The 24452-nt window shown below is 60.8% G+C and carries 23 protein-coding genes, 2 tRNA genes and 1 pseudogene; 6 read left to right on the forward strand and 20 right to left on the reverse strand.

The window, feature by feature from the left end; translation table 11 throughout:
• Positions 1 to 423: 423 nt before the first annotated feature.
• The 3 genes from AB5750_RS01200 (at position 424) to AB5750_RS01210 (ending at position 1216) form a co-directional block, all read left to right on the forward strand.
• Positions 424 to 678: a type II toxin-antitoxin system RelB/DinJ family antitoxin gene (locus tag AB5750_RS01200; RefSeq protein ID WP_368145229.1), complete on the forward strand. Its 255-nt coding sequence runs from the start codon at positions 424 to 426 to the stop codon at positions 676 to 678.
• 61 nt (positions 679 to 739) lie between these two features.
• Positions 740 to 898, forward strand: coding sequence for a hypothetical protein (locus AB5750_RS01205; protein WP_368145228.1), 159 nt, complete (start codon positions 740 to 742; stop codon positions 896 to 898).
• 30 nt (positions 899 to 928) lie between these two features.
• Positions 929 to 1216, forward strand: a complete 288-nt coding sequence (locus tag AB5750_RS01210) for a hypothetical protein (RefSeq protein WP_368145227.1) — start codon at positions 929 to 931, stop codon at positions 1214 to 1216.
• A gap of 110 nt (positions 1217 to 1326) precedes the next feature.
• Here the strand turns inward: AB5750_RS01210 and AB5750_RS01215 are convergent, their stop codons facing one another.
• From AB5750_RS01215 to AB5750_RS01290, 16 genes are all read right to left on the reverse strand, one after another.
• Positions 1327 to 2328 (reverse strand): hypothetical protein, encoded by a 1002-nt coding sequence (locus AB5750_RS01215; protein ID WP_368145226.1) that lies wholly within the window; start codon positions 2326 to 2328, stop codon positions 1327 to 1329.
• 332 nt (positions 2329 to 2660) lie between these two features.
• A tRNA-Gly gene (locus AB5750_RS01220) sits at positions 2661 to 2734 on the reverse strand.
• A gap of 6 nt (positions 2735 to 2740) precedes the next feature.
• Positions 2741 to 2817: transfer RNA gene (locus tag AB5750_RS01225), tRNA-Pro, on the reverse strand.
• A gap of 91 nt (positions 2818 to 2908) precedes the next feature.
• Positions 2909 to 4267 (reverse strand): branched-chain amino acid transport system II carrier protein, encoded by a 1359-nt coding sequence (gene brnQ / locus AB5750_RS01230; RefSeq protein ID WP_368145225.1) that lies wholly within the window; start codon positions 4265 to 4267, stop codon positions 2909 to 2911.
• A gap of 68 nt (positions 4268 to 4335) precedes the next feature.
• Positions 4336 to 5475 (reverse strand): aminotransferase class V-fold PLP-dependent enzyme, encoded by a 1140-nt coding sequence (locus AB5750_RS01235; protein WP_368145223.1) that lies wholly within the window; start codon positions 5473 to 5475, stop codon positions 4336 to 4338.
• A complete protein-coding gene (locus AB5750_RS01240; RefSeq protein ID WP_368145222.1) occupies positions 5472 to 5723 on the reverse strand; it encodes a putative Se/S carrier protein in 252 nt (83 codons plus the stop codon). Before AB5750_RS01240 ends, AB5750_RS01235 begins: the two co-directional genes overlap by 4 nt.
• 19 nt (positions 5724 to 5742) lie before the next feature.
• On the reverse strand, positions 5743 to 6369 hold the full coding sequence (gene yedF, locus AB5750_RS01245; protein ID WP_368145221.1) for a sulfurtransferase-like selenium metabolism protein YedF: 627 nt from the start codon (positions 6367 to 6369) through the stop codon (positions 5743 to 5745).
• A gap of 59 nt (positions 6370 to 6428) precedes the next feature.
• Positions 6429 to 7478: a selenide, water dikinase SelD gene (gene selD, locus AB5750_RS01250; RefSeq protein ID WP_368145220.1), complete on the reverse strand. Its 1050-nt coding sequence runs from the start codon at positions 7476 to 7478 to the stop codon at positions 6429 to 6431.
• A 70-nt stretch (positions 7479 to 7548) separates the two neighbouring features.
• Positions 7549 to 8313 (reverse strand): acyl-CoA dehydratase activase, encoded by a 765-nt coding sequence (locus AB5750_RS01255; protein WP_368145218.1) that lies wholly within the window; start codon positions 8311 to 8313, stop codon positions 7549 to 7551.
• A gap of 155 nt (positions 8314 to 8468) precedes the next feature.
• Positions 8469 to 9632 (reverse strand): double-cubane-cluster-containing anaerobic reductase, encoded by a 1164-nt coding sequence (locus AB5750_RS01260; protein WP_368145217.1) that lies wholly within the window; start codon positions 9630 to 9632, stop codon positions 8469 to 8471.
• Positions 9633 to 9786: 154 nt separating this feature from the next.
• Positions 9787 to 11070, reverse strand: a complete 1284-nt coding sequence (locus tag AB5750_RS01265; protein WP_368145215.1) for a double-cubane-cluster-containing anaerobic reductase — start codon at positions 11068 to 11070, stop codon at positions 9787 to 9789.
• A 429-nt stretch (positions 11071 to 11499) separates the two neighbouring features.
• Positions 11500 to 12570 (reverse strand): sulfate/molybdate ABC transporter ATP-binding protein, encoded by a 1071-nt coding sequence (locus tag AB5750_RS01270; protein WP_368145213.1) that lies wholly within the window; start codon positions 12568 to 12570, stop codon positions 11500 to 11502.
• A gap of 3 nt (positions 12571 to 12573) precedes the next feature.
• Entirely contained in the window at positions 12574 to 14055 is a 1482-nt protein-coding gene (modB, locus tag AB5750_RS01275; RefSeq protein ID WP_368145212.1) for a molybdate ABC transporter permease subunit, read from the reverse strand.
• 116 nt (positions 14056 to 14171) lie between these two features.
• On the reverse strand, positions 14172 to 15047 hold the full coding sequence (modA, locus tag AB5750_RS01280) for a molybdate ABC transporter substrate-binding protein (protein ID WP_368145210.1): 876 nt from the start codon (positions 15045 to 15047) through the stop codon (positions 14172 to 14174).
• Between the two features lie 203 nt (positions 15048 to 15250).
• Entirely contained in the window at positions 15251 to 15730 is a 480-nt protein-coding gene (locus tag AB5750_RS01285; RefSeq protein ID WP_217750452.1) for a MogA/MoaB family molybdenum cofactor biosynthesis protein, read from the reverse strand.
• 10 nt (positions 15731 to 15740) lie between these two features.
• Positions 15741 to 17003 (reverse strand): molybdopterin molybdotransferase MoeA, encoded by a 1263-nt coding sequence (locus AB5750_RS01290; protein ID WP_217750453.1) that lies wholly within the window; start codon positions 17001 to 17003, stop codon positions 15741 to 15743.
• A 211-nt stretch (positions 17004 to 17214) separates the two neighbouring features.
• Between AB5750_RS01290 and AB5750_RS01295 the strand changes: the two genes are divergently transcribed.
• Positions 17215 to 18636, forward strand: coding sequence for a chloride channel protein (locus AB5750_RS01295; RefSeq protein ID WP_368145209.1), 1422 nt, complete (start codon positions 17215 to 17217; stop codon positions 18634 to 18636).
• Positions 18637 to 18723: 87 nt separating this feature from the next.
• Positions 18724 to 19686 carry a diacylglycerol/lipid kinase family protein gene (locus tag AB5750_RS01300; RefSeq protein WP_368145208.1) on the forward strand — a complete coding sequence of 321 codons (963 nt, stop codon included), beginning with the start codon at positions 18724 to 18726 and terminating at the stop codon, positions 19684 to 19686.
• An 87-nt stretch (positions 19687 to 19773) separates the two neighbouring features.
• Here AB5750_RS01300 and AB5750_RS01305 read toward each other — a convergent pair.
• The 4 genes and pseudogenes from AB5750_RS01305 to AB5750_RS01320 form a co-directional block, all read right to left on the reverse strand.
• Positions 19774 to 20082: pseudogene (locus tag AB5750_RS01305) on the reverse strand (peptide chain release factor-like protein); the annotation flags it as partial.
• 156 nt (positions 20083 to 20238) lie between these two features.
• On the reverse strand, positions 20239 to 20817 hold the full coding sequence (locus tag AB5750_RS01310) for a xanthine phosphoribosyltransferase (RefSeq protein ID WP_368145207.1): 579 nt from the start codon (positions 20815 to 20817) through the stop codon (positions 20239 to 20241).
• A gap of 160 nt (positions 20818 to 20977) precedes the next feature.
• Entirely contained in the window at positions 20978 to 22282 is a 1305-nt protein-coding gene (locus AB5750_RS01315) for an MFS transporter (RefSeq protein WP_271742931.1), read from the reverse strand.
• 141 nt (positions 22283 to 22423) lie between these two features.
• The gene (locus AB5750_RS01320; RefSeq protein ID WP_368145206.1) at positions 22424 to 23707 is read right to left on the reverse strand and encodes an O-acetylhomoserine aminocarboxypropyltransferase/cysteine synthase family protein; all 1284 of its coding nucleotides are present in this window, start codon (positions 23705 to 23707) and stop codon (positions 22424 to 22426) included.
• 235 nt (positions 23708 to 23942) lie between these two features.
• On the opposite strand from AB5750_RS01320, the gene AB5750_RS01325 reads away from it, so the two are divergent.
• Complete coding sequence (locus tag AB5750_RS01325) at positions 23943 to 24389, forward strand: C-GCAxxG-C-C family protein (RefSeq protein ID WP_368145204.1); 447 nt, start codon at positions 23943 to 23945, stop codon at positions 24387 to 24389.
• Positions 24390 to 24452 lie beyond the last annotated feature (63 nt).

Consider the following 24452-nt stretch of genomic DNA (forward strand, 5'->3'; position numbering starts at 1 on the left):
TTCACTCCCTCCTGAATCCCATGCCGGAGAGACCCTGTCGACGTTGCCCCAAGCCGCCCGTGGCCTGGCGTCGGCGTATCGAATGCATGCGGCGAAACAGGCACTCGGTAGAATTTCTCCAACGGTATACAGGTTGAATATACGCAGTTGCAGGGGGCAAACTTGAGCATAGGCCCTGCAATACGGGTGTATTGCAGGGGTTTTGGCAGGTTGGAATTATTCTCTAGAAGCTATAAAGGTGAGTGTATTACGTGCGTACATCCAAGGGAGATTTCACGCTCGTTTATAAAGGATGTAATACGTTTGATATCTATTTCGCTCTCATTTACTTGAGTGCAATAAAGCAGTGGTTATAAGATTGGCTATTATTAGCCAATGTTGTAATTGACCATTCATGTTGCACGCTCATTAAGGGGGCCAGTGATGTCATCGACGCAAAAACGAGCCATCCTGCAGGTGCGCATTCGCGAAGAGGACAAACAGCATGCCGAGCGCCTCTACGACGCCATGGGCACATCGCTCGCCGAGGCTGTCCGTCTATTTGTCGCGCAAAGCATTTTGATGCGCAAGCTTCCCTTTCAGCCGGTCGCCGTGCGCTCAAAGGACGGCACCGCCGCCTATGGATCGCTCAAAGCATATGGGGACCCCAATCGCCGCTCCGAGGAGCGCAATGCCTGAATTGAGTACCTTGCTACAGAATGCGACGATTCGATTTTGGGTCCCGAGGAAGTAGATATCCATGAGTAGCACCATCATCGACGAGACCGTCATCCTACGCTACCTGCTTGACGACGACGAAGTTCTGTCACCGCGCGCCGCCAAGGTCATCGCCACGCGCACCGCTCGCGTCTACCCCGAGATTATCACGCGCGTCGTGGTCACACTGCGCGACGTCTAAAAGGTTCCCCGCGTTGAGATTGCTACGGCCATGAGAAGGCTGCTCGATGACGTCATGGTCGACGAGCCCACCGTTGTCGCCCTCGCCGTCAAACTCTTTGGCAAGACCCATATGGACTTTACCGACTGCCTCCTCGCAGCCCGAACCGCCATCTACAACGATGATGTCGTGAGCTTTGGCAAGCCCATCATTCAAGGCATGATCGATTACCGCCGCCAGCGCCAAACCGCCGCCGACGCCCGCGACCGCGCCGCCGAAGCCCGCAGCCGAAGCACCGACTCCACCATCGACAAGCTCCGCCACCGCCCCCGCAGCTAACCCCATCCCCTCCTAAGTTGCGGTGAAATACGGACTGTTTCATGCCTTTAAAGGCCTCAACAGTCCGTATTTCACCGCAACTTATTGAAGGTGGACCGCGAACGATTTCGCTATCGGGATTCGGCGTAGGGTTTTGTTGTCGGAATGCCGTAACCGCGCATCATGGCACCGAACGATTCTACGTCGTAGGTGTCCGAGAGTTTGAAATGAATGACGTTGTGGCCCATGGCGCGAAGGTTCGCGTCGCGCATGAGGGCCGCTCGATACGTTTTTGCCGCCGCCCGCTCTGGATCATTTTGACCCTCGTCTTCAAACTTGCCTAGCCCATGCAGCTCTGCCAGCGTCCATGAGCCGTCTGGCATCTGCCAGCCATAATCTGCTAGATAATAGCCAGCGTTTCCCGGTCGCGTTATCTCAACTTGAAGCTCGGGCGCGGCAACCCCAGCGAGAATCATCGCTGCTCTCGCCTCGGACTCGCCGCCATTGTCTGACCTGCCGTCCATATACTCAAAAACGTCAAAAGCACGCGCGATGCCATGCAGCCCTCGACAATTTGCCTGCGCATATGCTCGCAGCTCTTCGCGTTCGACATCGTACTCACGGGCCAAGCCATCGACATAGCCCAGCGCATAGCGAAAGGCGCTCGTTCGAGCGATATCAACAACCGTTCGACACGGATCCGTCAGTGTAAAAGGACCTAGCCGCCACACTTCGCCCGGGCGCCAGCGCTTGTATTCAACGAACTCATACGTATCACGCCTTGTAGACCGTGGCAGCAGCACTTGCACTTTATCCAGAAGCGTATACGCCGAGCCGATGCCGTAGAGCAGCGCTGCTGTCGATCCGCAAAACACAGCATCCGATTCAACGACCGCAATAGCGGATGCCAGCTGAAAGATGCGATCTTCAACCCCAAGATTATTCCAATAGACCGGATCCGCATACACGTGGTTGTAAAGACGAAGCATGAGCTCTTCCTGCATAAGCTCACGCGCACGGCGTTCATCCCAAGGATCAATTGTTATAAGCAGCTGTCCATCTTGATGAATTCCAACGGCCGAGAATAGCATCCTTGCATATGACTGCGGAAAATGTTTTCCTTTATCGAGCATGGCCAACCCCATAACCATCACGGCGGAGAGAATACCATTACGCTATCGCATGCTTCCGTCCGCAGGCCTTGCCAAAAGCTGTCCAAAAGCTTGACGCCGCAGGTCAGAGCTTCAAAAAATATTTCCACTCTCGGTAGACGGTCGCTACGACCCTCCCAACGGCATCAAAATCCACCCTTACAATTAGTTGCGGTGAAATACGGACTACATGGGCCATAAAAGCCGAAAAACAGTCCGTATTTCACCGCAACTTAGAAGGGGATGTGGGGTCCCGGCATGTATATGAAAATGGCTCTGGTCCCAAAAGGAACCAGAGCCATTCATCTATCTTATGGAGCGGGCGACGGGAATCGAACCCGCGTCATCAGCTTGGAAGGCTGGGGTTCTACCATTGAACTACGCCCGCAAGATATGGTCGGGACGACAGGATTTGAACCTGCGACATCCTGCTCCCAAAGCAGGCGCGCTACCAAACTGCGCCACGTCCCGAAGGTGTTGAGCAGCTAAGGTCTAAACCTTGCGTGTCCCAAAGCGAAGGAAATTATAGGGGAGACTCCCCGCCTGTGCAAGCATTGATGCCTTAGCTCCTCGAATGTGCAACAAAACGACTATGGAGCAGACCGATCACAAAGGCAACCACGGCAACCGGCGCCCACGCGGCACCGATATCCGCCAGAGGCAGTGCATCGAACGGCAGCCACGCGCCCGTAAAGAACGCGTCACGGATCGAGGTGATCACGCTCTGCACCGCGACAACGCCGCCGACCCAAACCCACACTTGCGGATGCGCGTCACAAAAACCATGCACCAGGCCCATAAGCACCAGCACAATGGCGACGGGGTACAAGGCGTTGAGCATGGGCACCGAGAACATAAGAATCACGTCGAGGCCCACATTGGAGAGCACGCACGAAAACGCCGCGAACACAAAGGCGAGAATCGCAAAGGGACGGCGCATGGCCCCCTCGGAGGCCTCCGCTCCCCCTTCGACCACATACGTCTCGCAGAAGTACCGCGAGCAGCAGCTGATGAGGCCGATGCACACGTTCATGCAGGCAAGGAAAAAGATCGCAAAGACCACGACCGTGCCGGCAAGGCCAAAGTGCATGGAGGCAGAGCGGGCAAGGATGGCGGCACCATTGGTGGCATCGGGCATCACGGTGCTGAGCTGCGTGCCGGCAAGCGCCAGGCCGCAGTAGATGACGGCCATGAGTGCGCCGGCGATCACACCGGAGCGGGAAATCTCAAAGGCCACGCGCTTGTCATCGGTAACGCCCAGCTCGTGGATGGTCTCGGCGATGATGATGCCAAAGGCGAGCGACGCGAGCAGGTCCATGGTTTGGTAACCGGTCAGAAAGCCCTGCACGGCAGCACCGGCATTGTAGGGAGCCTGCGGCGCGGCAGCGGGACCCAGCGGCGAGATCACGGCAGCACCCACAACCAGCACGATGAGCGCGATAAGCGCGGGGCCCGTAATACGACCGAGCACGCGCGTGATGACGCCCGGACGCAGTGTGAGCGCAAACGCAACCACGAAGAACCCGATGGCAAAGACCAGGCGAGCCGTGCCGAGCGAAACGCCCTCGGGCAGCAGCGGCACCAGCATCTCGAAGGCCGTGGAGCTCGTGCGCGGAATGGCCAGGCACGGGCCGATGGCCAGATACACCGCCGCGACAAAGAACTCACCAAACTTGGGGTGCACGCGACCGGCAAGCTCGCGCGCCGTTCCGGCAAGCGCGACGGCGATAAATCCCATGACGGGCAGGCCGATGGCGGCAATCAGAAAGCCGAGCATGGCGACCGGCGTGGCAGAACCTGCCTGCAGCGCCAGCAGCGGCGGAATAATGAGGTTACCGGCGCCAAAGAGCATCGAAAACAGCGCAATGCCGACGGTAACGACATGGTCGGAGCGCAAACCGCGCGGAGCGGATGAGGCCATATGCACACCTTTCGGGTCGAAACAAAAACGGGACGGGCAAAAACACCCGTCCCGCAAGTATATACGCTCTAGCAGGCTAAATCGCGCAAAGCGTCGATCGCGGTGTCGACTTCTCCGGTCGTGTTGAAATACCCAAACGAGAAGCGAACGACACCCTGGCGCTCGGTCCCCAGCGCGCGGTGCATGAGCGGAGCGCAATGGGCACCGGGGCGCGTCGCAATCCCCCACCCTTGCATGAGTGCGTCCGAGATCTCGGCAGAGTCGATATCACCCACGTTGAGTGAGACGATCGCCGAGCGCACGGGCTGGTCAAACGCACCGTAGAGCGCAATGCCGGGGATTTCGCGAACACCGACGAGGAAGCGCTCTGCAAGCGAGCGCTCATGCGCCGCAATCGCCTCGACCCCGCCTTGTGCCTCGATATAGTCGAGACCGGCAGAAAGTCCCGCGATGCCGTGACCGTTGAGCGTGCCCGCCTCAAGGCGCGTGGGCCACTCAAGCGGCTGCAGTGCATCGAAGCTGTGCACACCCGTGCCGCCCATGGCCCACGGCGCCACGTCAACGCCCTCTGCCACGGCCAGGCCGCCGGTGCCTTGGGGTCCCATGAGCCCCTTGTGGCCGGTAAAGCACACCACGTCGAGCCCCATGGCATCCATGTCAATCTTCGCCGTACCGGCAGACTGCGAGGCGTCGACGATCGCAAGCGCGCCGGCCGCATGCGCGATGGCAGCCACACGCGCAACGTCGACCGCGTTGCCGGTCACATTGGAGGCGTGCGTCACCACCACGGCACGCGTACCCAGCGTGACCAGTTGCTCGAGCTCGTCGTAGTCGAGCACGCCGTTCGCGTCGCAGCCCGCATGCTCAACGGTCACGCCCTGCTCTACCGCCAGGCGGTTGAGCGGACGTAGCACCGAGTTGTGCTCAAGCACCGTCGTGACCACGCGGTCGCCGGGGCGCACCACGCCGCAGATGGCGGTGTTGAGCGCCGCGGTTGAGTTGGGCGTAAAGCACACATGGTCCGCCCTCGGGCAACCTAAAAGGCGCACGAGCTTGGCACGGCAAGCGTGAATCGTACGAGCGGCATCGAGGGCACCCGACGTGGCGCCGCGCCCGGCATTGCCGAGCGAGCACATCGCCTGCGTCACGGCATCGATGACCGTCTGCGGTTTGTGCATGGTCGTCGCCGCGTTATCCAGGTAGATCATCGCACGACCTCCCACATATCGATCACGGTATAGCCCTCGGTAGGAATGCCCGCCGCGGCGAGTTCGCCGCGCAGCAGCTCCTCATCGGTAGGCAACGCCTTCCACGCCAAACCGCAGCCGGCAGCGACCTCCCCGGGCACGGGAATCGTTCGCCCGGGAAGGCCACGCTCGATGCACAGGGACTCGCAACCCATGGCGGCCGCCGTGGTGGGAAACGTGATGACAAGCGCCGGGCGCTTCTCCCTCATGGCAACTCCAACCAATACGCTACGGGCGCACGACGCGCACGGCCTGCTCCATCTTTTCGACGATCACGTACATGTTCGTGACCTCGCCCACCGCAAGCTGGTCCTTAATGCCATAGTGGTCCAGGCAGGTGCCACAGGTAAGGATCTCGACGCCCTGCTCGGCCAGCCCCTTCAGGTCGTCGAGCACCGGCGAGCCCTCGACGGTGAGCTTGGCACCGCCGTTGTAGAACAGCATGGTCGCGGGCAGCTCCTCCTGCTGCGTCACGGCAAAGATGAAGGCCTTCATGAGCTTGTGGCCCAGCTCGTCGTCGCCGCGGCCCATGCAATCGGTGTAGACAGAAATGACGAGCTTGCCCTTGCCGGCGCTGGCGTCGCAGAAAGCAGCGCCGTCCTGCTCGGGGTCCGCAACGGCCACGGCACCGGCGGTCGCGACGGTCACGTGCCACTCAGCGTCAGAAACCTTCTCGACTGAGGCCGTGCAGCCCTTCTTCTGCGCCATCTTGGAGATGTTCTTGACGGCGGTCTCGTTGTCGACCGAGGTCACGACTGTGCCCTCGCCATCGAGCTGCTTCAGGGCTTTGAGCGTCTTGACGACGGGCAGCGGGCAGGCATCGCCCATGGCATTGACTTCAATTTTGGTAGACATAGTTTTTCCTTTCAAAAGGGACCGCCCAGAACAGTAGGCGGTCGCATAAACGGTTTTCCTTAATGCACAACGCGAACGGCAGGACCGCCTGGTACCGGCTCGTACACGCGCCCGACGACGGCGGCGATACGTCCTTCGGCATGTAGACGGCTCGCAAGCTCATCCACATCAGCAGCAGGTGCCGCGATAAGCAGGCCACCAGACGTCTGCGGGTCGTACAGCGCGTCGAGCATGCCCGGCTCAAGGTCCTCGTCGGCCGTCACGCGCGGGCCAAAGAAGTCCTGGTTGCGGTAGGAGCCCGCGGGGATAATGCCCAAACGCGCCATGTCGAGCACCTGGTCAAAGAGTGGCACCGCCCCCGACGCAAGCTCAACTTGCACGCCCGAGCCCTCGGCCATCTCGCACGCGTGCCCGATCAGACCAAAGCCCGTAATGTCGGTGCAGCCGTGAAGCTCAAGTCCCTCGGCCAGACGAATCGGAGCCTCGTTGAGGGTGCGCATCGAGTCAAACATGGCTGCGGCCTCGTCCTGCTCGATGAGCTCGCCCTTAATGGCCGTGGTGATGATGCCCGAGCCAACCGCCTTGGTCAGCAGTAACGCATCGCCCACGCGCGCGCCGCTGTTGGCGAGCATGCGGTCGAGCGCGACAAACCCGCTCACGGACAGGCCGTACTTGGGCTCGTCGTCGTTGATGGTGTGACCGCCCGCGATGGAGCAACCCGCCTCGACGCACTTGTCGGCACCGCCCGCCAGAATCTGACCGGCAACCTCAACGCCCAGACAGCTCGGGATGCACAGCAAGTTCATGGCATGGCTCGGCCGCCCGCCCATGGCGTAGATGTCCGACAGTGAGTTTGCCGCGGCGATCTGGCCAAATAGAAACGGGTCGTCGACCATCGGTGGGAAGAAGTCGATGGACTGCACGAGCCCCAGGTTCTCCCCTACGCGGAAGACGCTCGCATCGTCGGAGGTATCGAACCCCACGAGCAAGTTGTCGTTATGCACATTGGGCAAATCGCCCAGGACCTGGGCGAGGGCTCCGGGAGCCAACTTAGCGGCTCAACCGCTCGCGGCAGTCATAGACGTGAGCTTAATCTGATCGTCAGCCATCGATACCTCCTCTCATCGGTCAATCATTTTCTCCCAGTATACGCATGAATGCGAGCCTGCGGCGGATGCATTAATTGAGCGCCTGTGCGCGAATCGCCGCGCCGATCGCTCCGGCAAAGCGAGCCTGGGGTGAGGTGGTCACCGGCGACCCCAGTAGCTCGCCCAACCGCTCCACCACGAAGGCGTTCTCGCACAGGCCACCGGTCAGGTAGTACGGGGCGCCCGCCGCCTGCCCGGCCATAGTGGCCACGCGCGAGACCACGCTGTCGATCACGCCACGCGCAATGTTCTCGCGCGGCTCACCGCGACCGATCAGGCTGATAACCTCGCTTTCGGCAAACACCGTGCACATGCTGCTGATCTTGGTGGGCTCGCCGGAACGCGCCAGGTCGGCCATCTGCTGCTGGGAAATGCCCAGGCGGTCGGCCATGATCTCCAAAAAGCGCCCCGTGCCGGCGGCGCACTTGTCGTTCATGGCAAACTTGGCCACGCGGCCACTTTTAAGCTGAATGACCTTGGTGTCCTGACCGCCCACGTCGATCACCGTGCCGTGATCGCCAAACAGGCGCACGGCACCGGTGCCGTGGCAGGTGATCTCGGTCACGACCTTGTGCGCATAGGGCACGGCGACACGACCGTAGCCGGTCGCGATCACGCGCACGTCGTCGGCCGTCACGTCGTAGCCGGCCGCTGCCAGCGCCTCGCGCAGCCGCTCGGAAGCATCGACCGAGGAAAACCCGGTTGGCTGCACGCACGTCCACGCCACCGAACCCTCCCCATCGACCAGAGCAGCCTTAGCCGCCGTAGACCCGATATCGATCCCGATCCCTATCATGGCTCTCTCCCAATCTAAACATCAAAGACAGCGGCGCGTTCAGGCGCCTTAGCTCTAGGTTTCTCAGGTGCCGAAGATTGCCCCGAAAGAGGAGCGCAGCGTACTTTGGGTACGCAAGCGACGGTTTGAGGGGCAAGATCCGGTGCCTGAGGAAGCTAGAGGGTTTCGATGAAGGCGGCGATGCGCGTCTCGATCTGGCCCATGTCGCCGTTGCTGTAGCCGGTCTCGATCTTCATGTACGGAATACCCGCACCCTCGACGGCCTCCTGCATGCGTGCACTCTCCACGTTAAAGGTGTGGCACGCCTGGAGCACGCTCTCCACTACACCATCGACGTGATACTTCTCGCACATGGCCAGCGTGTTTTCCATACGGCCGTCGTTGGGCGTCATGACCGAGCAGTTGATATCCAGGTAGCGGTCGGCGATGGCGCGCAGGATGTCGGGAGCCTCCGGATCGATCATCATGGCCGCCGTGCGCTCGCCCGAGCAGTCGTCCATGCACACGACCACGCCGCCGTTGGACTCGATGGTGCGACCTATCTTGTTGATCACACCGCCCACCGGGCAACCGGTGATCAGAATGCGCTTGGCATCCGCCGCAACCGGGCGCTCGCCCGCGTCGTAGGCCTCGCGCAGCTTGGCAACCTTTTGCTCCAGCTGCTGCGTATAGGCCTCGATATCAAAGCTGAACGTGCCGGCAAACATGGTGCTCATCAGGTCGACGCCGCTCATGGCCGCCGGCTGGTTGGCCTGCAGCGCAAACATCTCGAGCTGGGCCGCACGCAAGCGGTTGCGACGACGGACGGCAGCGCGCAGGTCATCGTCGGTAATCGTAATGCCGTAGAAGTTCTCGAGCTCCTCTTTGAGCAGGCGGCACTCCTCGTACCAGCCTTCACGCTCGTAGGCGCGATCGCGACCCTGCGGCAGGTGCAGAATGTGCGTGCGCTTGAGCTCGTTGAGTAACTCATACATCTTCTTCTTGCCGTCGCAGGTGGTCTCGCCGATGATCATGTCGCTAAAGTACGTAAACGGGCACTTTTGCGAGTAGGCAAAGCCGTACGTCGACTTGATGAGCGGGCAGAGGTTAGCCGGCAGCACCTTCTCGGCCTCGGGAATCACCTCATCGGACGTACCGCACAGCGCCACGCTCGAGGCGCCCGCTGCATCGATAATCTCGAGCGGCGTATAGCTGCACAAAAAGCCGACCAGGCGATTGCCCGCCTGCTTGTAATCCTTAACGCGAATAAACGCCGCCTTGCGCTGCTCGTTGAACTCCTCAAACGTGGATGGCAACGGCTGCTCCATATTTTCCGACATATAACTCTTTAACAAACCTTTTGACCAACCAAGGAAACGGCTTTCCCAGGTGCCCGAGGTTGCCGTGAAAGAGAAGCGCCGCGTACTTTGGTACGCAAACGATGGTTTGAACGGCAAGATCGGGTGCCTGGGGAAGCCGCCGGGACGGATACCCCTAAATGGTTTCCAAGAAAGCTTCAATGCGCGTCTGCAGCTGGCCGGCGTCCTCACCGGCGTAGTCGGTCGTGATGTGCATAAACGGAATGCCTGCCTCCTCGGCGGCCTTCTCCACGGCAAACGACTCCATCTCGTAGAGCGTGCAGAACTGCAAGGCCACGTCGACGACGCCGTCGGCATGCAGGTCCTTGGCCATCTGGACAATGTCCTTCATACGCTGGTCGTTGGGCGTAAAGACGGCGCAGTTGATCTTAAAGTAGCGCTCGGCGATGGCGTCGAGCATCTCGTCGACCGTCTCGCCGGACTCGTCGACCAGGTCCTTGTAGTAGCGCGAACCCGTGCAGGACTCCTCGCCCACCACAACGCCGCCGGCCTTCTCGATGAGGTTGAACAGCTTCCAGTTGGGCACGGCCATGGGCGTACCGGTGTACAGGATGCGCTTGGTCCCCTTGGGCGCCACGCCCTCGCCGGCCTCGACACGCCGCTCGCACTCAGCCGCCATATCGTTGATGGCTCCGGTCAGACGCGGCGTGTCGTCCATAAAGGCGGCCTGAACGGTCAGCAGGCTGTCGAGACCGCTGATGGGCGCCGGATCGGCAGCGCGCGTGGCAGCCAGACGCTGCAGGGCGCGACGCTTCTCGTTGACGGCGTGGATGGCAGCCTTCAGGCGCTCCGGCGTAATCTTGACGCCGCACTCTTCCTCGATCTTGGCGGCAAGCTTTTTAACCTCGGCCTTCCAGGTCACGAGCGTCGACTCGTCGTGCACGTTGGGGATATCCATGACGTACATGTTCTTTTGCGTGGCAAAGAACTCGTAGGCCTTCTTCTTGCCATCGCAGGTGTTCTCGCCCACCACCAGATCACTCGACTCAATGTAGGGGCAGACCTCGCCCAGCTTAAAGCCGGCAAAGCTCTTGATGAGCGGGCAGGTGTTGCGCGGCAGATGCTCCTCGACCTTGTCGGTCGCCCAGTCGGCACCCGAGCACAGGCCAACGGGGATGCCATCGCAGGCAAGCACGATCTCCTCGGGCACGTACACACAGAACGAACCGACGATCTTGGTGGCCTCGCCGGCCTCCTTCTTGTCGAGCATCTCCTTAATACGGCCGCTGTGGATGTTGGTGGCGACAAAATCCAGGTAGGACGTGGACTTGGGGCGATTGTTCTGCGTCAGGAACATATCGCCGTACATCTGGCCCACAGCGCCCAGCAGCATGTCGTGATCGGCAAGATTCATGCCGAGGCTCTCCCACATCGGATGGAAATCGAATTCTTCAGCCATGACGGTTCCCCTCTCGAACCAAATACGGACAGCTACGGTATTGCTGCACGGCGGGCGGCGAAAACCCAGCCGTGCCTAAACCCGGAATTTTGGGGAACCTGCTTTGCGGTCGATTATTTAGTTGTGCGTCGTCTCTCCCGGAGCCGTGAACATACCTGCTCATATGCGACTCCGAGCCATATACAGGGCGCGCGCGGCAACGCGGCGAATGTATGTCGTCTGCGGCATGTGCGCGCCCTCCTTTACAAGTTAAGGTCAACTATATCAACGGTCGTCGACCATGCAAACACCGTTGACATTCGTACGACAGCGTCGTGTGCCGCCGTTTAATAAATAATTATCTGTGTTGATAAGAGTTTGTCATTCCCCATTCGGCGAACGGCAAGACAAAGCCGCCGAGACTTATATCCCCGACGGCATTACCCGGCGCTACCGACAAACCAAATGGATCCTACTCGCATCGAAATGCATGCGCAGCGTCTCGCCTGCTTGCGGCAGCTCGTCGACAGGCACGCCCACCTTGTTGACCTTCCACTGCAGACGCGTGGGCGCATCAGCACGCGGCACGTCCAGCAGCACCAGGCGCTCAAAGCGCGAATCGCTCACTCGGGCCACGTGCAAATCATAGCTGTTGCGACCCCGCTCCGCGCGATTGTCAACATGGAAGTAGCTTGCGCGAATGCCCAGGTACGCCACGTCGTCGGGCACCTCGCGACCCACGTTAAAGGTCATGCCCCAGTCGAGGGCCTCAACTTCTTCGTCGCCGATCTTGCGCGCCCGGCTTGTGTTCTTGCAGCCCGTCAGGCGCAGTGCCGCCAGCGTCTGCGGACGGCGGACCACGTCCTCGACGGAGCCGATCTCCTCCACATGCCCGTCGTGCATCACGCAGATGCGCCCGCACAGGCGGCACGCTTCGTCGATGTCGTGGCTCACGTAGAGCACGGTGCGGTTGCATACATCGAACAGGTCGAGCATGTTCTGCTCGAGCGCGCTCTTAAGATAGGAATCGAGCGCGCTCATGGGCTCGTCGAACATAAAGATGCCCGGATGCGCCGCCACCATACGGGCAAGCGCCACGCGTTGCTGCTGCCCGCCCGAAAGGCGCGCGGGATATCGGTCGGCAAAATCGGCCAGACCGAAAATGCCCAGATAGCGCTCGGCGAGCTTTTTGCGCGCGGCGGCGTCGCCCGCATCCTTTACACCGGCACATACGTTATCGGCCACCGTCATGTTGGGAAACAGCTGATAGTTTTGGAACAGCAGGGTGCATTTTCGCTCCTGGGGCGACAGGTTGATGCCCGCCGCCGAGTCAAAAAAGGTCACGCCGTTGACGACGATCTTACCCTCGTCGGGCGTCTCCACACCGGCGATGCAGCGCAGCGTACAGCTCTTGCCGCAACCCGAGGCGCCCAGCAGGGCCACGCGCTCCTCGCCGGCCTCAAGCTGCATGTCGAGCACAAACCCGGGATAACGTTTCTTAATATCCAAAACGAGCGACATAGCTTATCGACCTCCCCGCGGCGCCGCATCATCACGCATGAGCTCGGCCAGCGCCTCGCGATCGATACGCAGCGCATCGCCGCCGACTGGGTCGAGCGAATCGCCCTGTCCGGCGAGACCTTTGGCCTGTTTGCGCTCCGCACGGGAAAGGCCACGTTCGCGATACTTTTGCGAATGCGCCGTGTACATATTGATGAACAGAATGACCAGGAAGCTGAACGCGATTACGACTACGACCCAAAAGAGGGCCACCGACGTATTGCCGCCCATCCACTCAAAGTAAATCGCAATGGGAATGGTCTGCGTAATACCGGCGTAGTTGCCCGCAAAGAACAGGGTGCAGCCAAACTCGCCCATCGCGCGGGCAAAGGCGAGCACCGTGCCGGCGGCAATCGAGGGCCAGCCAAGCGGCATCATGAGCTTGGCAAAGATGCGACGCTCGGACCATCCCAGGGTTCGCGCGGCGTCGAGCATCTGCGCGTCAAGACTCTCGAAGGCTCCGAGCGCCGTGCGGTAAACCAGCGGAAACGACACGACGACGGCCGAAATGACCGCCGCGGGCCACGTAAAGACGATCGAGATGCCGTGCGCGATAAGCCACTGGCCCACCCCGGTCGATCGACCAAATAGCATAAGCAGCAAAAAGCCGCAGACCGTGGGTGGCAGCACCATAGGAATCGTAAAGACCGAATCGAGCAGGCCCTTGATGCGACTCGAGGTACCCATAGTCTTCCACGCGGCGAACAGGCCCAGCGCAAAGGAGATCAGCAGGGCAAGGCCGCTCGTTTTGATAGAAACCCAAAACGGACGGTAGTCGATGCCGCCAAAAAACGTCTGGGCGCACTCCGCCAGCGAAGGTGGCTCCGTCGTCGAGACGCTCGCATACGGCACTAAGGCGGCGTTGTCGCTCCACAGGGCTCCGCCACCCAGATCAAGCTCGGCGTTCGCGGCCTCGGCGGCATTCACCACCGTGTAGCAATCGCCGTCTTCGCCCTTCACCTTAAACTGATAGCGATAATCGCCCTGCACAAGTTCGTTGTCCGAGGTAAACACCCACTCAAGCCTGGAGTCCTCCAGCAGCGCTCCGCCCATGGAGTGAGACTTATCGAGCCCCGTGAGCATCTTCTTAAGCGCCTTTTGGTCAGAGGCGTTTGTAATGTCGAGCCCCGCGTCCTTAGCGGCGTGTGCATCAACCCACACCACGATGTTCGAAGGCGTCGTCACCGTCACAAGCGTCGTCTTTTTGTAGATGGGAAATCGATAGCCCTCGGGCTGACCTGCAAACGAGCGTGCCGTGCCCTTGGCATTGCGCTCAAACGCGTTGAGGCCAAACTCGACGCCATCGATAAGCGCGGAGTCCTCGGTCGCCTGGCACCCATCGGCGGTGGTAAAGAGAGCCTCGGCACAGGCAGCCCCAGGCAGCGAGGTAAACGCAAAGAGAACCGCTGCCAGCGCGGCGAGCAGGCGAATCGTTTTCCTTGACACGGGCGACTCCTCAAACACAGGGCAACGGCGCGCAGGCACGCCGGTTCAATCAAAAAGGACAGGCGATCGCAAGAACGCCCGCCCTCAAGAATATCGTTATACAGTGCCCTTTCGCACTACTCGGAAAGCTCAAAGCCGTACTTGGCCCAAATCTTCTGGGCTTTCTTGTTGGTCAGGCAGAAGTCGATGAACGCCTTGGCCTCGTCGGCATGCTCGGAGCTATCGGCGACAGCGCCGGGATACACGATGGGCTTGTGCGAGTCCTCGGGGCACACGAAGGCCTCCTCGATGCCGTCGTAGCGGAAGATATCGGAGCTGTAGACAAAACCCGCCACGCAGTCGCCTGTAGAGACGTAAGACGCAGCGGTGCCGACCTTGTCGGCCAGGGCTACCTTGTCGGCGAGCTCGGGCGCGTACTCGCCGTCGTCGCCCTCGGTACCGGTATAGAGGCCCACGGAAGCCAGCGCCTGGTTGGCGTACTTGCCGGCGGGGACGGTCTTGGCGTCGCCGATGGCAATCTTACCGTCCAGATTCGCGACGTCGGCGATGGCCTCGACCTTAGTATCGGAGCCCTCGGCGCGAATGATCACGAGATCGTTGACGAACATGTCCTCGCGGGTGTCGGTGTCGACGAGCTCGGCGGTCTCAGCGTCATCCATGGTGCCCTTGGAAGCGGTGATGAGCACGTCGACCGTGGCGCCGGCCTTCATCTGCTCGACGAGGTCGCCGGAGGCCTTAAACTGCGTGTCGGCAAAGGTGGTGCCGGTTTGGTCGGTGTAGAGCTCCTGAACCTCGGGCAGGGCCTTCTCGAGGGAGTTAGCGGCAAAGACCTGCAGCTCGACGGTTTCCTTCTTGGAAGAGGCCTTGGCGGAGCCGACATCGGATCCGGCCGGCTCGGACGTCTTGCTGCCCGAACAGCCGGCAAGACCAAGGTCGGCAGCGGCGACAGCAGAAAGCGAAACGAATCCGCGGCGAGAAACCATATCGAACATGTTCAACCCTTTCGAACGCTATGCCCGGGCACCCCGCCTCGGGCTTTAATCTGCAATCAGATTATACTTCTGCGCGAATAATGATAGTGAGATATTATTCTCGTCAGAGAATATAGTTTCAAGTTACCGTGCACCTCGGCGTCGATTCGGCGGAAAACAAAGGCGGAGCAGCCGTTCAGGTCGCCCCGCCGCAGGTAAACCGCTTAGTTGGTATGTCCGCCGCCCGCCGTCATCTGAGCCGCATGCTCCAGCTGGTCTGTTATGGCCTCCCAGCTTTCGCGGGCGGCCTTCGTAGAACCGGGAAAGTTTACGACAAGTGTATGACCTCGTTGCATGCAAATAGCGCGCGAGAGCATGGCGCGGCGCGTCTTGGTCATGGAGTAGGCACGAATTGCCTCGGCAATACCCGGCACATCGCGGTCGCAGACGGAACGCGTCGCCTCGGGCGTTACATCGCGCATCGAAAGCCCCGTGCCGCCGCAGGTGAGCACGACATTGGCGTGGCACTCATCGGCGGCTTCCATAATGGCATCACCGATCTCGCTGACGTCGTCGCGCACGACCACATGTGAGGCGACCGTCCAGCCCTGTGCCTCGATAAGTTCCTCGAGTGCGGCTCCGGCCTCATCCTGCAAAAGATCGCGTGTGTCCGAGCACGTCACGATCGATATCTTCAGCTCCATAGCATTCCCCCTACAACACGGCGCCCTCGGGCAGGTCGACGCGAACAACGTCCACGGCATCTCCCGCCTTGAGCTCGCACGGTCCTTCGTCAATACGCAGCAGGCAGTTCGCACGCTGCATAGTTCCAAGCAGCGCCGAATTCTGTGTCTTAGCCTCGGTCACCAACAACTCACCGGTCTCGGGGTCGCGCAAAACCGTGGCGCGATCGAAGAAGCGGCGATGCTGTCGCTTTTTCACGCCGTGCGTGAGCGTCGCCTGCTGCACGGGACGCGCAACCTCGGCAAAACCGCGCATCTTGCGAATCGCCGGACGGGCAAGCATCTCAAAGCCCACATACGCCGCGGCCGGGTTGCCCGAAAGCCCCAGGTAGGGCTTACCCCCGAGCAAGCCAAACGTGATGGCCTTGCCCGGACGCATCGAGATGCGGTCAAACAGCACCTCGCCCTCACGCCGGACGAGCGCCGTCACATAGTCGTAATCGCCCGCCGAGGCGCCACCGCTCGTAATGACAAAGTCGCACTCCTGCACGGCACGATGCACCAGCTCGGCGATCGCTTGCTCATCATCGGGCGCAATGCCGTAGAACACGGGCTCCGCGCCGGCATCGAGTGCTTCGGCCATCAACGCCGACGAGTTGGAATCGCGAATCTGCCCGCGCGCCGGCAGCTCACCCGGCGCGACCAGCTCCGTGCCCAGCGAGATAATGCCCACGCGCGGAGCGGCATGCACCTTCACGTTCGCATACCCGGCGCTCGCCAGCAGGCCGGCGCCCGCCGGAGCCACAACCTCGCCGGCGCGCATCACGACGTCGCCGGCATGAGCTTCCTCAGCAGCCGAGCGAACGTTCTCCCCCACCTTGGCCGGCGCCGAGAACCTCACACGCGAGCCCTCGTTGCCGTCACCGTCGAGCACATCAACGATCTCATACTTCACCACGGCATCGGCACCTTCGGGTACCGGCGCGCCCGTCATGATGCGGACCGTCTCGCCCGCGCCGATTGCGCCCTCAAACACATGGCCCGCAGCCTCGTGTCCGATAACGTCGAGCGTCACCGGCGCCTCGCCAGATGCCTGCGCCAAGTCCGCCGAGCGCACGGCATATCCGTCCATAGCGCTGTTGGCAAACGGCGAGATGTCGATATCGGCCACCGCGTCCTCGGCCAAGGGAAAACCAGCCGCCTGCCACACGGGAATCTCGATGAGATCCGTCGGAGCAACGTGCGACAAAACAATCGACTGCGCATCCTCCAACGGTATGAGTTTCTCTGCCATATGCACCTCTTAATGCCACGGCGCACAACAGGGGCGCCAATTCTTTATGCTTGTCTCAGTATAATCCCCCGACGCACGACCGCGACTCGGCCTGTACCCGCAAATACACCTGTCGGTTGCAGGCCGCGAAACAGAATGGAAACCAACCCACCGGCTCGTCGCGTTTACCGCGTTTTATAATTGCTTGCGTTGCAACCTAAAAGAGGAACGTATGGCTCATAACGACAAACCCGAAAGCGCAAACAAAGCGCAGGATCATTTCCAGCCGCTCGACGACGGCGGTTTTTTCTCCCTTAATGACGTCATCACGGCAGGCAGGCATCAACTTACCCGCTCCGAGCATCTCTTGGCTGCCGACACGCGCCGCAACGCCCGCAACCTACTAGCGAGCACTAAGTTGCTCGTACTCGTCGTCACCGTCTCGCTCGCCATGGGCGTTGCCGCTTGGGCGTTTTTGGCCTCATTAAATATCGCGACCGACTATCGCGAGCACCATGCGTGGATTTACGCGCTGCTTCCCGTTGTGGGCGTTGCCACCGCATGGGTGTACAAAAACCACGGTCTCGCCGCCAAGCGTGGCAACAACCTGGTCATCGACTCCGCTCTGGGCACACGCCTCATCCATATGCGCATGGCCATCCTCACCTTCGTCTGCTCCACGCTCACGCACCTCACCGGCGGCTCGGCCGGTCGCGAGGGAGCTGCGGTGCAGATTGGCGGCACCATCGCCAGCAACATCTCGAGCCTCGCCCACCTCAAAAAGCATGACCACCACGACCTCATGCTAGCCGGCATCTCGTCGGCCTTTGGCGCCGTGTTCGGCTCGCCCCTTGCCGGGGCTTTCTTTGGCATGGAGATGTGCTTCATCGGCAAGATCGACTACACCGCGGGCATCTACTGCCTGGTCGCTTCGTTTACCGGCTACTTTACGTCGCTTGCCTTGGGAACCGAGTACGAGGCGAATGTTATCGCCAGCGTTCCCAACATGACACCACGGACGGTTGTCATCGTTGTTATCAGTGCCATTATCTTCGGTCTGACGGCACGCCTCTTTGCCTGGTCAGTTCGAACCGTCAAGAGCCTGTACGGTCGCTTTATCACCAATTACCTCGTTCGCGCACTCATAGGCGCACTCGTGGTTTTGGCCGCCTATGCCCTCCTCGACGCCTGGGACTACGCCGGCCTTTCCACGTGGCTTTCCGGCGCCGGATTTGCCGGCAACACCACCCTGGCGGACGCAGTCATCAAGTTGGTCGTCACAGCGCTCACCCTGGGCGCGGGCTTCCAAGGCGGCGAGGTCACGCCCCTGTTTGGCATCGGTGCGGCACTCGGCGGCTGGATCGGTTGCCTCGTCGGAATCGACCCCAGCTTTCTGGCGGCGCTGGGCATGCTCGGTGTATTCTGCGCCGGCCTTAACGTGCCCATCACCACCTGCATGATGGCCATCGACCTGTTCCACGGCACGGCCGCCGGGTTCTTTGTCATCGTGGCCTTTATCAGCTATCTCGCCGGCGGACACCGCGGCGTGTACCCCGCCCAGCGCATCATCTCACCCAAGCGCCGTTCGCTTATTGTGGATGAGGGCGGTACGGTAGCGGATGCCATCGAGCGCCACAACGACCTGATAGAGTAGACGTTAGTATTCGCCGTGCAGCCACAATCGGGGGCAATTCGACCTGAGCGCGACCGCACCGTCACGTCATACGCCGGGAGTCGCCCCATGCATGCAACTGATTTTGCCCGCACGCTCATCATCGCCAACCCAGCCGCCCAGTCGGGTGCGGCGCGCGAAGTTGCCGAGCGCCTGCAACGCTTTTTGGATATGACCGCGCGCGCATCCCAGTTTGACCTGGTGCTGACCGAGCGCATGGGACACGCCAAGGAGCTGGCCGCACAGGCTCAGGGCTATCGCACCGTTATCGCCCTTGGCGGCGACGGCGTGATTCACGAGGTCGTCAACGGGCTTATGACGCAAGAGGAGGGCACCCGCCCCGCCCTTGCCGTCCTGCCCGTGGGCTCCGGCAACGATTTTGCCCAAACGCTCGGCATCGACGATTTCTCCGGCAAGGATTTTGGCGCGCTGCTCACCTGCGAGCTGCAGCGTCAGGACATCGGGCGCATTCGCTCGTGGAGCCCTGCGAGCGGCAGCGGCGAGGCTACCGTTGAGTACTACGACCAGACACTTTCGGTCGGCATCGATGCCGCCATCGGCCTGGGCACCACCAAGCTGCGCAAAAAGACGGGCTTGACGGGCGCTCCGCTCTACACTCTCTCGGGACTTGAGCAGTTTGGCCTACGCTATCGCAACTACCCCATGACCATCAGCTTTGATGGCGCGCCCGCCGAGCGCGTGCGGGCGATTATCATGGCCATCCAGCTGGGACCCACCTATGGTTCGGGCTATCGCATCTGTCCCAACGCCGACCCGTGCGACGGCATACTCGACGTCTGCTACGCCTGCGGCCCCGTTCCGCGCGCGGTCGCGCTTCCCATGTTCCTTTCGGCCAAAGATGGCCACCATACCAAGCTGCCACCGGTTCGCATGCGCCGCTGTCGCCATGCCGAGCTTACCTTTGAGGAGCCCGACTACCCCGTTCAGGCCGACGGCGAGCCCGTTGTCGCCTCGCGCATCGAGGTCGACATCCTCGCCGGCGCCCTCCACGTCTGGCACCCCACCCGCTAACCCCACCTAAGTTGCGGTGAAATAGGGACTGTTTATGCAGCTAAAGCCGCAAAACAGTCCCTATTTCGCCGCAACTTATTGAGAAGATCATTCCTCCCCGCCCGGCTTGCGTCGGTTGGCCTTTTTAATGGCGTTGAAGTGTTTGTCGTTGAGCCTGCGCTGGCGCGATCGCTGAGGCACTTTGGTCTTGACGCGACGGCGCGGTGGACGCCCGCGACGCTCAAGCTCAGCGCGTAGCTTACGCAGACAGCAGCTACGGTTCTGGAACTGGCTGCGGCTCTCGCGCGCTGTCACGGTAATCCCCGTGGGCCCATGTTTCATGCGCACCGCAGAGTCCGTCGTGTTCACGCCCTGCCCGCCCGGACCCGTCGCGCGAAACACCTGTACCTCGCAATCGTGCGCCAGCTCCTCGACCGACATCTCGGCATAGCGCGCATACTCACGCCATCCCATCTTGTTCTCATCCATATCAGCACCTCCCCTCATACAAAAAAATGTGACAAAGGGACAGTCCCTTTGTCACATCGCATACCAATCGCTTGTGTTGCGCGCTTAGGCGAAGGTGATCTCGCCGTTCTCGCAGTCCATATCGGCGATACGGGCCAGGCTCTCAACGCGGAAGCCGCGCTGACGGAGCTTATCGCCGCCGCCCTGGAAGCCCTTCTCCACGGCAATACCGATGCCGGCAACCTCGGCGCCCGCAGCCTCGCAGATCTTGATGAGACCCTCAAGCGCACAGCCGTTAGCCAAGAAGTCGTCGATGATCAGAACCTTGTCGCCCTCGGACAGGAAGCGCTTACCTACAATGACCGGGTACTCCTTCTGCTTGGTGAAGGAATAGATGGTCGTGGCATACTGCTCGCCGTCGAGGTTGATGGACTGCGCCTTCTTGGCAAAAACCACCGGCACGCCGCCAAAATGCTGGGCCGCGATGCAAGCCATACCAATGCCCGAAGCCTCAATGGTCAGGATCTTGTTGATCTCGACATCCTCGAACAGGCGGGCCCACTCGGCACCCATGTGGTCGAACAGCTCAACGTCGCACTGGTGGTTGAGGAAGGCATCAACCTTAAGGACGTTACCGGCCTTTACGATGCCGTCATGGCGAATACGATCCTCAAGCTCCTGCATGGCGCAACCCCTTCTCGCGGCAACGATACCGCGCGATTAATAAACGTTGTTCGATAGTCTACCACGGACCGACCCCCGCCCGCCCCACAAGCCACATCGCACCATAAAGCTGCAAGACCAGTAGATAGGCCCGATTCGTGGCAGACAGCCTCCCAACACGCTAATGCCGGGTGCGCGTCCTCACCAAACGTACCAATGTGAGCGCAAAGCCCACGGTAGCAACGGCCATCAGCACGTAGAATACCAAACGGAAGCCAAAGAGGAACACGTCCGGACGACCCGCCACATAGCTCGTGACCGTCTTGCCCATCGCCGCGCTCGTCTGTCCATACAGGATGCGCGACGCCGCCGTAATACCCAGCGCTATGCCCGCATAGCGCGCCAAGCTGCTCAAGCTGCCCGCAAAGCCAAGCGCCTCACGCGGAGCCGAACCCATATACAGCGAATTATTGGGACTCTGGAAGATCGACGTGCCGCACGACATAAACGCGACGCAGCACACAATCATCAAGATGGAAGAGTGCTCGTCAAGCGTGCTCACCGCAAAGAGACCGCACACGTACACGCCCAGGCCAACGGCCGTGGGCGCTTCACAACCAACACGGTCGGACACCGAGCCCGAAAGCGGGCCCACAAAGGCATTCACGACCGGCATCGCCAAAAACAACAGGCCGGAGATATCGGAGCTAAAGCCGTGGGCATCCTGAAAGTAGAACGGCAGCACAAACTCGGAGGCACCGATACCCACGAACACGATAAGCATGCAAGCCAGGTTAATCGTGAAAGCCGAGCTCGCAAAGCAGCGACGCGCCGCCTCTGTCAACGGCATAGGGCGTTCGCCAGCCTCCGGCTTCACATGCGGCAGCGTATAGAGTCCCACGATAAACGAGATTACGCCAATGGGCAGATTGATAAGGAAGATGCTCTCCCAGGGAAAGCTCGCCACCAGCACGCCGCCAAGCACGGGGCCGCACATCATGCCAAGAGCCACAAAGGTCGCCAGAATGCCCATGGCACGGCCGCGCTCACGCGCCGGAAACGACTCGGTGATGATGCCCATATTGTTGGCCATCGCGGCGGCACAGCCAATGCCCTGCACGGAACGCGCCAAGATAAGCACCTCGAGCGAAGCCGAAAGCCCGCAAAGCAACGAGCCACCCGTAAAGACGATTACACCAAGCTGGAACACATTCACCTTGCCGCGCACATCGCCCAAGCGGCCAAACGGCAGCATGGCGACGCACGTCGCGAGCAGATACACCGAGCTCACGAGCTGAATGCGGTCGAGACCCACCCCCAGCTCCTTTTGCATCACTGGGAGCGCCACCGTCACGATGCTCGCATCCAGACACGCCATAAAGGTCATGACGAGCACGGTGAACAGAATCGCCCATTTATTCTTACCGTGGGTGTCGCCCTCTAGGGCAATGTGTTCGCGGCGCAGCTGCTCGGCAGTTTTCTCCATGTATATCCTTTCTATCGTGCAACGCAAAAACGGGACCCCAATCGCCTACAAACGGACACGATCGGGGTCCCGCCTACGGAATCGGAACTATGAGGACGTCGTCAGCCGAAAAGCCGTCCCACGCCTCGCACGCACGCTAGCCTAGCACTGCTCGAGTGCCTGCTCAAGGTCGGCAATCAAATCGGCCGTATCCTCAAGGCCGCACGACAGGCGCACCATATCGGCGGAGATGCCGCAGGCGATGAGCTCCTCGTCGTTCATCTGGCGATGGGTGGCGTTTGCCGGGTGCAGGCAGCAGGTGCGGGCATCGGCCACGTGCGTGGCAATCTGGGCGAGCTTAAGACTCTTCATAAAGGTCTCGGCCGCCGCACGACCACCGGTAAAGCCAAAGCTCACGACGCCGCAGGTACCGTTGGGCATGTACTTCTGAGCCATGTCGTAGTACTTGTCGCCCTCTAGGCCCGGATAGCTCACGAAGCGCACTTTGGGGTGGCCCTGCAGGAACTTGGCGACCGCCAGACCGTTCTCGCAATGGCGCGGCATACGCACGTGCAGGCTCTCGAGCGAGCTGTTCAGGAAGAACGCCGCCTGCGGGTTCTGCATGGGGCCGAGGTCGCGCATGAGCTGCGCGGTAGCCTTGGTAATAAAGGCGCCCTCGCGGCCGAACTTCTCGGCATAGGTCACGCCGTGGTAGCTCTCGTCGGGCGTGGTGAGACCCGGGAACTTGTCCGCATGGGCCATCCAGTCAAACTGACCGTGATCGACGATGACGCCGCCCAGGTAGGCCGCGTGACCATCCATGTACTTGGTGGTGGAATGCGTGACGATGTCGGCGCCCCACTCAAAGGGACGGCACATCACGGGCGTCGGGAAGGTGTTGTCGACCATCAGCGGCACGCCGTGGTCGTGCGCGGCCTTGGCAAAGCGCTCAATATCGAGCACGGCAAGCGCGGGGTTGGCGATGGTCTCGCCAAAGACGAGCTTGGTGTTGGGCTGGAAAGCGGCCTCCAGCTCCTCATCGGTGCAGTCGCGTGCGACGAAGGTGCAGGTCAGACCCATGCGACCCATGGTGTGGGCGAGCAGGTTGTACGTACCACCATAGATAGCGGAGCTAGCGACCACGTGATCGCCGGCACCGGCCACGTTAAAAATCGCGAGGAAGTTCGCGGCCATGCCCGAGCTCGTGAGCATCGCAGCGGTGCCGCCCTCCATCTCGCAGATCTTGGCGGCAACGAGGTCGCAGGTGGGGTTCTGGAGACGGCTATAGAAGTAGCCCGACTCCTCCAGATCGAACAACTTGCCCATATGCTCGGACGTGTCGTACTTCCACGTGGTGGACTGATAGATAGGCACCTGGCGCGGCTCCGCATCGCCCGGGCGATAACCGCCCTGAACACACGTGGTACCGATGGTCTGCTCGCTCATATCTAGCTCCCTTGCTCGGGTTTTGGTTTTATTCGGTTCACGATACCGCTCCCGCGCACCCCTCTCAACCCATCCCCCAAGTAGGTTATCGGACAAATTAATCAGTTTTGTTTGTCTCAAATCTGAAAGATTGTGTTCGATAGCGAAAAACAATGCGATATGCATTAGGGTCTCGATGAGCAAAAGCGCCGGCAAGGGTACCATAGGCGGGTACACCACACTCAAGGAGAGGCCCATGAAGCAGATCGATACCACCCAGCTCGACACCTCCGCCTGTCAGGCCCAGGCTGCCGAATACCACGCCCGCGGTTTTAACTGCGCGCAGGCCGTCGCCTGCACGCTCGCACCTGCCGTCGGACTCGACCCTCAGGTCGCCTTTACCCTCACCGAGGGCTTTGGCGCCGGCATGGGCGGCATGACCGAAACCTGCGGCGCCATCTCGGGCGCCGTGGCCATCATGGGCTTCGTGATGAGCGACGGCATGGAAAACCCCAAAACCAAGGGCCAGACCTACAAGCTGTCGCGCGAAATCGCCAAGCGTTTTGGCGAGAAGAACACGACGACCGTCTGCGGCACGCTCAAGGGCATCGGATCGGATAAGGGTCCGCTCCGCAGCTGCCCCGGTTGCATCGACGATGCCATCGAGATCGCCTGCGATGTGCTAAAGCAGCTCGCCGAGTAGACGGCATCAACATAAAACGACGGCCGGCGCGCTTGGGATCCATCCAAAAGCACGCCGGCCGTC

It is taken from the genome of Collinsella aerofaciens, assembly GCF_040926185.1.
Lineage (GTDB): Bacteria > Actinomycetota > Coriobacteriia > Coriobacteriales > Coriobacteriaceae > Collinsella > Collinsella aerofaciens_BC.